The following is a 13036-nucleotide window of genomic DNA, read 5'->3' as shown; positions in this document are numbered from 1 at the left end:
GATCTGGAAAACCAGTTCCGGAGACATCGCAATGACGACCCCGTACCGTGCTGACATCGATGGACTTCGAGCCTTGGCGGTCATGCCTGTGGTCCTTGGACACGCTGGAATACCGGGGTTCGAGGGCGGATTTGTCGGTGTTGACGTATTTTTCGTCATATCCGGCTATCTAATTTCGACAATCCTCATGTCCGAACTGCGAGAGGGGCGGTTTTCGCTCTTCTCATTCTATTCACGCCGTGCAAAGCGACTGTTGCCGGCTCTCTTTACCGTAATAAATGCGTCGCTTTTGATGGGCTGGGTCATCATGACCCCAACCGACTTTGAGCAATTCGGTCGGTCGGTGCTGGCTGTTCTGGCGCTCGGGTCAAACGTCTGGATGTGGCAGAACACTGGTGACTATTTCGGCGCGGCAGCCGAAATCACGCCTATGCTCCATACTTGGTCACTATCGGTCGAGGAGCAATTTTACCTGATTTTCCCCTGTTTCTTGGCCTTGCTGTACCGCTTCAGTCCAAAGATCATCTGGCTGATTGTCGCACTGGGGACCGCTCTGGCCTTCTGGGGTAGCCAGTGGTTTACGCAAATGCACCCAACGGCAGGCTTTTACCTGATGCCGCCCCGCATTTGGGAGTTTGGTTTCGGTGTCTTAGTCGCTGCCATTCCGTGGCCCAGGGTCAGCGCCTTTACGGGGGCTTTTTCCACTTTGGCTGGGATCACCTTGATCGCCTACGCAGTCCTTGCCTTTTCGGCCGAGACCAGAACGCCAGGCGTCGCGGCGTTGGTGCCTGTTCTGGGTGCAACATGTGTGATACTCGGAGGGCGTCAGGTTAACCGAGTTTCGGGTCTCCTTGGCAGTTCAATTCCGGTTGCCATCGGGCTGTCGTCCTACAGCCTATACCTCTGGCACTGGCCGGTTCAGGTGGCATTTCGTCTGACTTCGGGCTATTTCAAACTGCCGATCGAACTGGGTATCGCCTCGATTTTGCTCTCATTTTTCTTGGCTTATCTGACTCAGCGCCTGATCGAAGAGCCGATGCGCAGAGAAGAGCTCTGGCCCGTTAACGTCGCGACTATCGCGCCTTGGTGCATAGGGATCGCCTGCCTTTCGGTCGTGATCACTCGGGAGCACGGCGTCCCGCAGCGAATTAACCAACAAGTGCTCGAAACCTATCAAACAGCTGTACTACCCGGTAAGGTACACGACGCCTGCATGGATCGACCGATAAAGGTTGGTCCCTGCCTGATCGGCGGATCGACCGGTCAGAGGGTGTTCTTTTGGGGCGACTCCCATGCTGGCGCCCTGTTACCCGCGATGGACGACTGGGGTCAGCAAGCCGGAATGCGGATCGAAGCGGCTGCCAAAGCAGGATGTCCGCCGATCCTTGGGATTGATCGCAGTGATCGACCTTCGGGATTCGGCTGCGCGGCTAACAACAGTTCGGTTATCAAATGGTTAAGGCAGAGCAATGCGCCTGAAACCGTAGTCATGCACGCTCGGTGGCCTCTGGTTCTGACCGGCACGCGAAGCAAGGAAGAAGCGGGCGGACCGCAGAAATTCTCTAATGCCGGAGTTGGAGAGGCTGACGTGCTCGCCAGCCTCGCGTCAACGCTGTCGCAGCTTCAAATGATGCACAAGCGCGTTGTGATCTTGGGGCCAGTCCCCGAGATTGGCCTCGATGTTCCAAGAGCGTTCCTTGCGCGCGAACGTCTGGGATTTACGTTAACCAATCGCCCCCCATCGTCCGGTTCACTGGAGCGGGTCAAAGAAGCGGAGAGGAATTTGCGCGAGTTGGCCCAAAGATTTGGCGCAGAATTTATCGAACTTTCCCAGAGTATTAACAGCATCAGGGTGAGCGGCCAAACCGGTGGCCTGCTCTATGCCGACGATGATCACCTAAGCGTGCTCGCCGCGCGTGATCATGTCCTGCCAGTGCTTCTTCGAGAGATGCTTCCGCTCGTGGATGACAGCGTCAAACTCGCGATGCAGTCAGCGCAAACGTACCCGTGATTTCCTCCCTTGGCCGAAGTATTGTTTGGACCAAGCCAGATTTTCTAGGTAAACTTCCCATATTGTTTCTGATTTTTAAAAAGAGCTCCCGTGTTTTCAGGGCGCTGGTTTTCAGGTGTATGCTGCAAAATTACAGGCATATCTGGGCTCTGCTTGATCGGCCCGAACGGTTTTCATTCATTGGCTTGGTGGGAGTGTCCATATTTATGGCTCTTCTCGAGATGACCGGAGTTGCCGCGATTTTCCCCTTTCTCAAGCTTGTCGGAGACCCCACTCTTTTCTCGACAAACGAAGTGTACGCGCAGGTCGCAAAACGTCTTAGCATAACGGAACCGACACAATTCACCTTGATTTTCGGTGTGTTGGTACTGTGCGTTCTGATCGTAGGCATGGTGTTCCGCGCCATCGGAAGCTACCTTCAAACACGCTTCGCGATGATGCGCGGGCGTTCGATCTCGCGCCGGATTCTCGCAGATTATCTGTCCAAGCCATATCCTTGGCATCTGCAACGGAATACCTCTGCACTCAGTCAAACCTTGCTGTCCGAGGTGGACCTTGTAGTTCAGCAGGCCGTCTTGCCGTCGATCATGTTGTTAACCAATGTGACGGTTGCACTCTTGATTATTGGGTTTCTGTTCCTGGCTCAGCCTGCGGTCGCACTTGGGGCGACGATGATGCTTGTGCTGGTTTATGGGATTGCCCTCTTGGTCCTGCGCAAACCTCTGCAACGCGCAGGAAGCGAACGTGTCCTTCACAACGAAGCGCGGTTTCAGAAAATCGCCGAGATAGGCGGTGGCATCAAAGAAATCAAAGCAGCTGGTCAGGAAGATGTTGCGATCTCTGGGTTTCGCCCATCTGCCAAGGGTATGGCCGAGGCGCACTCGCGTGCCATTGTTCTTGGGCAAATGCCCAAATTTGCTTTGGAAGCGGTGATCTATGGCGGGTTCGTTTCGCTTATCCTCATTAGCTTCGCTTCGGGCGGCGGAACGGCACAACTTATGCCGTTGTTCGGTCTGCTCGGCATGGCGAGCCTGAAGCTTTTCCCAGCGCTTCAGCAGATTTTTGCAGACATCAGCCTGATGCGCTTTTCCAGCAACGCGTTAAGCACGCTTGCCGCCAATACTTCCACTACAGGATCGGTCTCGACCATTCATGAGTCCGACAAGCAGGGCTTTAACCATGTCATTGAATTGAAAGATGTCAGCTTCCAGTTTCCAAGGGCTGATGCGCCTGCCATCTCCAACATCAATCTCAGTATTCCTGCAATGTCGACCCTGGGAATCGTTGGCGGAACCGGGGCTGGCAAAAGCACGCTGATAGATTTGCTAATGGGTCTGTTACCAGCGTCAGCGGGCGCGTCGACTTTGGATGGGCAGGCGTTGATCGCCCGGCGATGGCAAAAATCTATTGGTTATGTCCCGCAGCAGATTTTTCTGAGCGATGACAGTATCGCAGCGAACATCGCGTTTGGTGTTTCTGAGGCTGATATCGACCTCGACGCCGTGAAACGCGCGGCTAAAGCGGCTCGACTGCATGACTTTGTCGAGAACGAACTGGCTGATGGCTATTTGACCTCAGTGGGTGAGGGGGGCGTCAGGCTGTCCGGCGGTCAGCGGCAACGGATAGGGATCGCTCGCGCGCTCTATCGCAATCCGGATGTTCTGATTTTTGATGAGGCCACATCAGCCCTTGATAATCGAACCGAGGCCGCTGTGATGGAGGCAATCGATCAGCTTGCCGGTCAGAGGACCATCATTATGATCGCGCACCGCTTGGAAACAGTTAAAAACTGCGACCAAATCATCCTGCTAGACCGCGGCCAGATCGTTGCCCGCGGTAGCTATGCAGAACTCTTGCAGTCGAGCGATCGCTTCAAACGCTTGGTAAATGGATAGGGCTAAATTGCCCGGCGGTATCCAAGAGCATAGAGGAACTCATCGCGGAAAGACCGGCTCCGGCGCAGAATTCTGGCAGCGGCCAATGCTGCGGGTCCCTTCCCTCTGAGGACGTTGTGCAGGGCACGAACACTTTCACGGTGATCTGGCGTGATACCTTGAGTACTGTCAGTCCAACGGGTGTCACTTGCATAGCCAGCCGAAACGACTGCCTCGGCCATTTCGGGATGGGCAATCAACTGGGCTGCGACGCGTGGTAGATCTTTGCGCCAGGTACCTACACTCGCCGAGGAGATCGCACGAACCCCTTTCAGCGCCAAATTTGCCTGATCAGATGTTTTTGAAACTTGCTCGAACTCGGAAAACCGATGCTTCATTCGTAAAAACGGAAAGGCTGCGGCAATGCGGGCTTGCTCTGCATCCGGATCGCGCACCAGATTTTCGTAGCGGCATTCATAAAAACGGGCGTTGTCGGAAATTTTGGGGACAAGGCGCTGATTGTGCTGCCAAACATTGAAATCGCACCAATATTCCCCTCGCCGGCTGCCGTGTTCGGACACAACGATGTCACGAGGGTCCCGCTGCATGTAGATGACGTGCAGGGCTTTGTCCCAGCGGATCACCCGCGTGGCATGCACCAAATCTGTCGGTTTTTTTGACGCATACGGTCCGGCCACTTCGCGGGGTGCATGGAACAGGCTGACTTCGTGATCACCGAATTTTTCGATTTCGAAGCATGATGTTAGCAGCTCAAACAGCAGGGTCGTTCCCGAACGAGGAGACGACCCGACCACGTGTATTCTTGGGTGGTTCATACTTGGATTTTTACCATTCCACTGACGACATTCCGAAAATGCTTTGCCCGGTCCAGAGCGCGCTGATCGCGGATGGCTGACCGCAGGCTCCAGAAGGCAGCACGAGATAGGTTAAAGCCGAACAGGATGGCCCATGCCCCCGCCGCAGCGAGTGGGCCACTGTGTTTGCGGTGAAGGCGAATGGTGGCATCCGTCAGCATCAAATCGCGCTTATGATTAAGCTTGCGTGCAGACGCGCTGCCATAATGGACGATCTCTCCGACAGGCGCGAAACGAAGCTGCCAGCCAGCATTGGCGATACGGCGACACCAATCGGTCTCTTCTCCGAAGAAAAAGAAATCCTCATCCAAGGGGCCGACCTGCTCCAGAACCTCGCGGCGGAGCGCAAGGTAGCAGCCAGAGATCACCTCGACTTCGCGCTCGGTGTCACGTTGCCAATGGGTCATCTGGTATCGGCCCAGAAATTCGGGGCGCGGCAGCTTCCAGAGACCCGACGACATGAACGCCAAGTCCAGCAGGCGCGGCCACATGGAACAGGTTCGCTGCATGGTCATATCGGGGTTCAGCACCCTGCATCCCATCGCACCGACTTTGGGATTTTCATCCAAGTATACGACCGTGCGGGCCAGCACGTCTTTGAGCACATAGGTGTCAGAATTCAAAAGAAGAATGTGGCGGCCGGTGCAGATTTCGAACCCCTGATTGTTCGCAGCGGCGAAGCCGCGATTATCGGTGTTCCTGATTTGGATGACGGTGGGAAATTCCGCCTCGACCATCTCGGGCGAGCCATCAACTGATGCGTTGTCCACCACGATCACCTCGATCGAGATGCCGTCACAGTTGTCAAAGACCGACCGCAGGCAGTCGCGCAGAAGATCGACGGTGTTCCATTCGATGATGACGATCGACAGGTCAGGTCTGCTCATTGTGCGGCCCTTTCCTGTTTTGTGGCGCTTGTGGGCATGGCATCAGTTTGCGCCATGATCTGTTGATAGAAGGTTAACATCAGGTCGGCTTTGTCGTCCCAACTACCAAAGGACTTCAGCCGCGCCCGCGCCCCAGCGCCAAGCCGTGCGCGCAAGCTGGGGTCCATCGCCAGCGTCCGAACGGCGTCCGCGATGCCGCGGGCAAAATCATCCGGGTTGGTAACCGGCACCTTGATCCCGCAACTGTTGTTAATCAGGAAATCCGGCCCGCCATTGGCCGCAGCCACGATGGGCAGACCGTGGGCCATTGCCTCGAAAAAGACGCCGCCCATGGGCTCTCGGAAACTGGGAAAACAGAACACGTCGGCAGCCTCGTAGTGCTGTTCGACAGCGCCCCGGGGGATGCGGCCCAGAAATTTGATGCGATCCGCGACGCCGAGCGCCTTTGCCTCTGCCTTGCAGAGGGGCAGGTCTTCGCCATCACCAGCGGAAATCAGGCGGATGCCGGGCAGATCACGCAGGTGTGACAGGGCGCGGATAGTATCGCGTAGGGCCTTGGTCCGGATCACGCGACCCGCATGAAACAGGGTTAACTGACCGACGGCATTCTGCCGATCCCGCTCGAGCGCGAAATCACCGTAGCCGCGTTCGGGCAGCGCATGAAACCGTTGCAGATCGAGGCCGGCGAGGCGCTCCTCGACATAGGGGGCGACCCCGAGAACCAGAGAAGCCTTCTGATAGGTCCGTCGCAAGGCCTGATCGTGACGCAGGCGAAAATCGTCGAAATCCCGAAGGCGGGCGGCAAGGCCACGGTTCGCGTTAACTTCGGCCTCAAAAGCTGGCGGGGTCTTCAGTCCGCCACCGAGGGGCCCGATCACATAGGGTATGTCAAAGCTGGCCAAGGCCGAAACGTGGCGCATCCCTTGTGGCAGGATCTGGTGCCCAACGTCAAAGGTTTCGCCCCGCGCCAGCGCGTCTCGGATCCATTTGCGGCATTGCGCAACGAACAGGGGCAGACCCGGCTTGGCCATCGCGTTAAACCGCTCGAATTTTTGGTAGAGCCAGCGGATTTCGGGCCACGTCACCACCCGCGCGAGGGGCAGCTGCTTTTCCAAAGGTTCCGCGCCAATCCGGCTGGAGGCCAGAACGGTCACATCGGCGCGCCGCGACAGGGCCTCAACCCAGCGATAGGCCCATTCCGGTTCGCTCAAATCATTGCCGTCCAAAGACGGCGCAATCACCAATACCTTGAGACGCCTCTCATCGGTTTGCTGCAACACCACGAAAACATCCCTTAACTAAAAATAACAGAAAACAAACATCGGGATTTCAATATTGAACACACGTTATCCGCGAGTTTTGAGGATGACAAGAAATTCGGCGGGTGAATTCAGCATAATCCCTGTTTCTGTGATCAATCGTCAGGCTTGGTGCAAACTCCTGCAATTCTGGCGCGTGAGTGTTTGAGAAAAGGTTAACGCAGTTACATGTATTCGGGGGCGGGACCGAAAAGATTAAGCTCTGTTCCGATGATATCTGTTAACTCTGTCGGAGGTTTTTCGAGAGATCCGCTTTCGCCGGTAGCACACATGCCATCGCCGCTTGCGCCGTATGCAGAGGTGTCTGTAGACGGGGCAGGGCGCGCCTGAGTGAAATCAAAGCTATCGCCCAACTCGCCGGGGGCGAAACGGCGGCAAACAGTAGCGTCCGAGCTTACGAATTCAGCGGTTTCGCCAACGGTTAACGGAGCGGTTAGGTTTCCGGCTAACAGCCAATCCGACTGGTCTTTGTAGCCCCAGATATCAGACACGAAGTTCCCCGAGATTGTGACATCGGTCGACGCCTGATCCACGCGAATGCGCGGCAAATCGGTGGTTTCTGCCAGCGGGTCAGGGTTCACCAGCGTGTTCCCGAGGATGCTCAGATCGTTCGCGCCCCCCACATAAATGCCGTTTAAGTGCCCGTTGATCAGCGAATTTCCGGCTATCATCAGGGATTGGTAGAACATCTCGGTCCCATAGCCCTGATCCAATGCCTCATTGCCGAAAAAGATGCCTTGGGTGTGGTCGCCGCTGCCCATGTCCAGCGTGTTTCCGATGATGCTGATGTTGCTCATGGCCTCGGTGTTGCCGTTGGTCCAGAACTGGATCATGTCCGAATGATCTCCGGCCGACAGGTTCCGGGCAAAGTCGTGGATCGTGTTTCCGGCGATCAGGACTTCCTGCATCTTGGTAAACGTCAGGCCATCGACCCGCATTCCGCTTAGGTCATTATTCAGGATCGTCACATCAACGCTGTTCCCGAAACTGGCCCCGATCATAAAGGTTTCAAACACACTATCTGTCAGCGTGAAATCGGTGCAGCCGCGCACCGACAGGCCGATCCCCGTGGCGTACCCGTCAGCCTCGACACTGACATCCTGAGCCAGATCGCCATCAAAAGTGATCCCGTCCAACGTGATATTTACGCAGTCCGAAAACTCGAAGGGCCGCTTAAAGGGTGTTTGACCCGCCACCGCGTCATAGTCGAAAACCACATTCTCGATGGTTAGGTTGCTGACGCCTTTGGCCTCGAAATTATGGATAACGGCGGGGGTGTCGGGGTTGGCAGAGGCCAGCGTGACTCCATTGAGGTCCAGTTCGATCCCAAGCCCGTACCAGAGTGCGATATCGTCGTATTCGCCGGCCTCCAGCAAAATATGTTGCCCCGCGCTGGCAGCCGCCAACGCCGAGTACAGCTCCTCGGCAGAGGAGACGTAAATGTCTGTCATGTCCGGTCCCACCCGTGAATGCCTGCCCCACGCAGACCTATTGATCTGGCGGGGCAAGGGGGCCGGAAATGTGGCGGGCCTAGGGCATCGAGGCGAAAAGCCCTGCGGTTTAGCCGCAGTTTTTAGGCGGGTTTAGTTGGCTTTGTTCTCTTCTCCGGCCATGTGGCGGAAGGCGGCGTTATGAGCCATCAACTCGGCATAGGTGCCCTTGGCGGCGATTTGGCCGTGTTCGAGCATCATGATGCAGTCGCAATCGCGCAGGGTATTCAGGCGGTGCGCGATCATGATCACGGTTTTGTCGCCCAAGGCGCTGATCCCGTCGATCACCGCGCGTTCGGTCAGGTTATCCAGCGCCGAGGTTGCCTCGTCCAACACCAGCACGGCGGGATCTTGGTAAAGAGCGCGCGCGATGCCGATCCGTTGCCGCTGCCCACCGGACAGACGCGTGCCCCGCTCTCCGGAGGGGGTCTGATACCCCTCGGGCAGCTCGTTTACCACGAAATCATGGAGCTGCGCGACTTTGGCCACCTGCTGCACGCGATCCATGTCGATTATTTCGGGTGCCACGCCAAAGGCGATGTTCTCTGCGATCGAGGCGTCGGTCAGGAAAATCTGCTGCGGCACATAGCCGATACTGCGCTGCCAGCTGCTGATCGTCTCATCATTAACCTTAACGCCATCCACCAAAACCGCGCCTCTGTCCGGCGCCAGCAAGCCCAGTAGAATGTCGATCAATGTGGTTTTTCCAGCGCCCGTGCCGCCGACAAAGCCCACGGAACTGCCCGCGGGTATCTCGGCGCTCAGACCGGTTAACGCTGCACGATCCGCGCCCGGATAGGCAAAGTACAGGCCCTCGAGCGTGATCCGATCCGTTAATGGCAGCGCCTTGCCGTTGTCGAACCGTTGGCGCAGTTCCAGCGAATGCGCCGTTTCACACAGATTATCGAAGGCGGCCTGTGAAAACCGGATGTGGGCGAGATTCCCGTAGATTTGTTGCAGGGCGGGAAACAGCTTCATGCTCGCCACGCCGATCAGGCCGAATAGTGGCACCATTTGCGCCAGATCGCGGCCTGAAAACATCACCATCATCAGGATCATCAGGACAAAACCGCCATAGATCGCCCCCTCGATCGCGTAGCGGGGCAGGCGGGTAAGAACGGCGGCAAAACTCTGGGTCGTTGCAACCCCCAAGGAGGGCCGGTCGAACCGCGTGACGCTGAAATCCTCCAGCCCCATCAGTTTGATTTCTTTGATGCTTTTTGTGATCTCACTGACTGTCACGAAGCGGTCTCGGTTATGCTGAACGCGCAGTTTTCCCATCTCGTCCAGCTTGCCACGGAGCAGGGCATAGACCCCCAGATAGATCAGAACCAGCCCGATCGAGGCCCCGATGGCGACCCTCGGGTCGGCCAGAAACAGGGTTAATGCGATCAGCGCCACAACCGTCACATTCGACACCAATAGAACGGCGGGCAGGAACGTCCGGCGCACCACCTGATCAATCTCGGACAGCAGGGATTGGCCGAATTCCGCGGTGTTGCGCGACAGGAACCAGACATAGGGCTGGGATAGGATACGCTCGAGAATTCGTAGGGAAAGGCTGTAGGCGCGCATGATGCAGAACCGCGTCTGCCCATAGGTTCCGGCCCCCCGAACAACCATCCCCGATAGCAAAAGCACTAGAACCGTTAACCCGAAAACCATGGTTAACCGATGCGCATCCTCGATCCCTGTCACCTGCCCGAAAGCCCGCAGCAGCGGGTCCGTTTGCGCCACAGACGGATCGTTGATCAGTGACAGCAGTGGCATGATTAACGCCACGCCCGCGACCTCGAATAGGGCCATGCAGAAGGTGATGACCAGCAGAGCCAGAAACTGCCTGCGCTCTTTCCCCGTCAGAATTCCCCAGATTTGCCGATAAACCAGTAGCACCGTAAACTCTTTCACAGTAATTTTGACTAATGATCGCTTCATGCGATCCAGTTTGAATAGTTTTGTTTTAAATAGTTTTACCGCGAGGCAATCCTTTGCAGTACGGTGATTTTATCAGTGTTATCATCCCCGTCTACAACCGTGCGGCGACCCTGTCGCGATCGGTGGGCAGTATCTGCCGTCAGACCTATCCTAACCTTGAAATATTGGTGGTTGACGACTGTTCGACCGACGATATCGAAGGCGCTGTTGCAGCCTTGAACGATCCCCGCGTGCGTCTTGTGCGGCGCGATCGGAACGGTGGCGCGGCTGCGGCGCGCAACACAGGCGTGCAATCGGCCAGCCATGAATTGTTGGCCTTTATGGACAGCGATGATGTCAGCCTTCATGACAGATTCGAGCAGGAGATGCGCCTGTTCTGCAGCCTGCCCGACGACTATATTGGTGTTTATGCGGCGGCCATCGCTCACACCGATACGACCGAGCAGATGCGCAGCATGGCAGCCGCCCGCGTCTTGCCGCCGCCCCATCGCCGCATCCTGAGCGGGGATCTGTTCCCCGAGACGTTGCGCGGAAATTTCATCGATATGCCGACCATGCTGCTGAAAAAATCGGCGGTTCTTGCGGCGGGTCCGTTCGATGAACGACTGCGCAACAATGTGGATTGGGATTTTACCCTGCGTCTGACGCAGCAAGGTAAATTCGGGTTCATTCCCCAGCCGCTCTATGTCTTCAGCTATGTGCCGCGGGCCAGCCATGGGAACGACCACATCAGCCACAATCCGCGCTATTCCGTGCTGAGCTATTCCTACATCACTGGCAAATTGCGCCGTGCGGGCCACAAAGGCCCCGAGATGGCAGGGCACTATGCGGCGGCGGGCAGCTATCTGATGCGGATCGGCCGGCCGGCGCTGGCGCGTCGCTACTTTGAGGCCGCCCGCTGTATCACCCCGCGCAACCCGCGCCTTTGGGCCCACCTGATGCTGAGCCGGATGCCCGGTCTGCATGGTTGGGCGCGGGGCCGGTCCACGCGATTTAGCTGAACACACGGTCATAGGCCGCCAGCAGGTGCGGCACCGAATGATCCCACGACAGGGCGGCGAACACACGTTCCCGCCCGCGTTTCCCCATATCACGGGCCAGATCGGGGTGGTCCATTAACCAAGCGATCTGCGCGGCGAAATCCTCGGGGTCGTTTGGGGTAGCATAGCGAGAGGCCGTCCCCGCCGACACGCGCCCTTCGGTCAGATCGAACTGCACAACGGGTTTTTCCAGCGTCATGTACTCCATGACTTTGTTCATCGTCGAGATATCGTTCATCGCGTTCTTCGGGTCCGGCGCGACGCCGATATCGCAGCTGTTCAGGGCGTTCAGCAGATCGTCGCCGTAAAGGGCGCCGGTAAAGGTAAAATGCTCATCCAGGCGCCGGAAGCGGACTTCGTTCTGGATGGTTTCCAGCTCGGGGCCAAAGCCGACGATGATCGCGTGCACATCGGGGCGGCCCGAGCGGTTAACCAAGTGATCGACCGCCTCGATCAGCAGGTCCATGCCTTCTTGCTGGCCAATGACGCCGACATAGCCAAGGACGGTGCCGAACCCTTTGCGCAGGGTCGGATCGGCGGGGCGGATTTCGAACTTTTCGACTTTGGGCGCAGAGCGGACAACGAACACGTCTTGCGGCTTCATCTTGCCGCGCTTGATGGCGATCTGGCGGAAGCTTTCATTCGTCGCGATCGAGGTGCGCGCGCAGGCAAAGGTGATCCGCTCCCATGCCAGCATGACCTTGTGCAGCAGGCCTTTCTTGCCGAATTTCGCCTCGAAAAGCTCGGGGCAGACGTCGTGGTGATCGAACAGGTACCGGACCCCGCGCGGACGGTAGGCCAGCGCCAGCAGCCAGACCAGATCGGGCGGATTGCAGCCGTGGATCACGTCGAACCCGCGCTCGCGCCAGATCAACCGCGCCAGCCGGAACATGTGCCATAAGGCCAGCGAGTATTCGACGGCATAGGCCTTGGCGCCGCTATGGGCCTCGGGCGGTGCGGGGTAGCGATAGATGTGGACGCCCTCGATCACCTCATAGGGTTTGTCCCATCCGCGGCCGGTCGGGCAAATCACCGACACCTGATAACCAGCGGATTTCAGGGCCGTCGCCTCGAGCCAGACGCGGCGGTCCAGCGGAACGGGCAGGTTTTCGACAACAATCAGAACACGGCGGGAGAAGGGGACAAATGTCTGGGTAGGCGCAGTCATGGACGCAAAAACTCGGTAAACAAATGGGCGCGGGGTCAAAGGCCCCGCAGACTTAGGAAAATGTACAGCACTTAAAAATTAACGATGTTTTACCACCGTACGGTGAAAAAACCTGCTGTGAACGATGGTTGATCAGAAATGTTGCGCAATTGCAAACAATCAAGGCGCAAGACCCAATGGACCCTTTCAAAGATTACAGTGACAGCCTGACCTCTCCGATCCGTTCGGCGCAGGTCGTGACCCCCGATGATACGTCAGATTTGCCTGTGCTTCCGCGTGCGCTTTACGTCGGCACGGCGGGGGATTTGCACGTAACCATGGCCGAGGGGCAAGAGGCGACCTTTGCCGCCGTGCCCGCCGGTACTCTGCTGCCCGTCCGCGCGGCGCGCATTTGGGCGACCGGCACTGCGGCGGGCAGTATCCTTGCCATGTGGTAA

General features: G+C 57.3%; 10 protein-coding genes. 4 read left to right on the top strand and 6 right to left on the bottom strand.

All coding sequences use genetic code 11. The features are described from left to right. Positions 1–31 precede the first annotated feature (31 nt). Both HJ536_RS17890 and HJ536_RS17885 read left to right on the top strand, forming a co-directional pair. Positions 32–2011 carry an acyltransferase family protein gene (locus tag HJ536_RS17890; protein WP_177158783.1) on the top strand — a complete coding sequence of 660 codons (1980 nt, stop codon included), beginning with the start codon at positions 32–34 and terminating at the stop codon, positions 2009–2011. 206 nt (positions 2012–2217) lie between these two features. Next, entirely contained in the window at positions 2218–3906 is a 1689-nt protein-coding gene (locus HJ536_RS17885; RefSeq protein WP_228028789.1) for an ABC transporter ATP-binding protein, read from the top strand. A gap of 2 nt (positions 3907–3908) precedes the next feature. On the opposite strand, the gene HJ536_RS17880 is transcribed toward HJ536_RS17885, so the two are convergent. From HJ536_RS17880 to HJ536_RS17860, 5 genes are all read right to left on the bottom strand, one after another. Further along, on the bottom strand, positions 3909–4721 hold the full coding sequence (locus tag HJ536_RS17880; RefSeq protein WP_177158781.1) for a sulfotransferase domain-containing protein: 813 nt from the start codon (positions 4719–4721) through the stop codon (positions 3909–3911). Further along, positions 4718–5647, bottom strand: a complete 930-nt coding sequence (locus HJ536_RS17875) for a glycosyltransferase family 2 protein (RefSeq protein WP_177158780.1) — start codon at positions 5645–5647, stop codon at positions 4718–4720. Before HJ536_RS17875 ends, HJ536_RS17880 begins: the two co-directional genes overlap by 4 nt. Further along, a complete protein-coding gene (locus tag HJ536_RS17870) occupies positions 5644–6930 on the bottom strand; it encodes a glycosyltransferase (protein WP_338082457.1) in 1287 nt (428 codons plus the stop codon). Before HJ536_RS17870 ends, HJ536_RS17875 begins: the two co-directional genes overlap by 4 nt. Positions 6931–7130: 200 nt before the next feature. Beyond that, positions 7131–8417, bottom strand: a complete 1287-nt coding sequence (locus HJ536_RS17865; RefSeq protein WP_177158779.1) for a right-handed parallel beta-helix repeat-containing protein — start codon at positions 8415–8417, stop codon at positions 7131–7133. 132 nt (positions 8418–8549) lie between these two features. Continuing rightward, positions 8550–10349: an ATP-binding cassette domain-containing protein gene (locus tag HJ536_RS17860; RefSeq protein WP_177158778.1), complete on the bottom strand. Its 1800-nt coding sequence runs from the start codon at positions 10347–10349 to the stop codon at positions 8550–8552. Positions 10350–10444: 95 nt separating this feature from the next. Between HJ536_RS17860 and HJ536_RS17855 the strand changes: the two genes are divergently transcribed. After that, positions 10445–11392, top strand: coding sequence for a glycosyltransferase family A protein (locus HJ536_RS17855; RefSeq protein WP_177158777.1), 948 nt, complete (start codon positions 10445–10447; stop codon positions 11390–11392). On the opposite strand, the gene HJ536_RS17850 is transcribed toward HJ536_RS17855, so the two are convergent. Further along, complete coding sequence (locus HJ536_RS17850) at positions 11385–12599, bottom strand: glycosyltransferase family 4 protein (RefSeq protein WP_177158776.1); 1215 nt, start codon at positions 12597–12599, stop codon at positions 11385–11387. The genes HJ536_RS17855 and HJ536_RS17850 overlap by 8 nt on opposite strands. A gap of 176 nt (positions 12600–12775) precedes the next feature. On the opposite strand from HJ536_RS17850, the gene HJ536_RS17845 reads away from it, so the two are divergent. Next, positions 12776–13036, top strand: a complete 261-nt coding sequence (locus HJ536_RS17845) for a spike base protein, RCAP_Rcc01079 family (protein WP_177158775.1) — start codon at positions 12776–12778, stop codon at positions 13034–13036.

Origin of the sequence: Donghicola mangrovi, assembly GCF_013377535.1 — a bacterium.
In the GTDB taxonomy this organism is placed as follows: Bacteria; Pseudomonadota; Alphaproteobacteria; order Rhodobacterales; family Rhodobacteraceae; genus Donghicola; species Donghicola mangrovi.
This window is presented reverse-complemented; position numbering and strand designations above follow the sequence as displayed.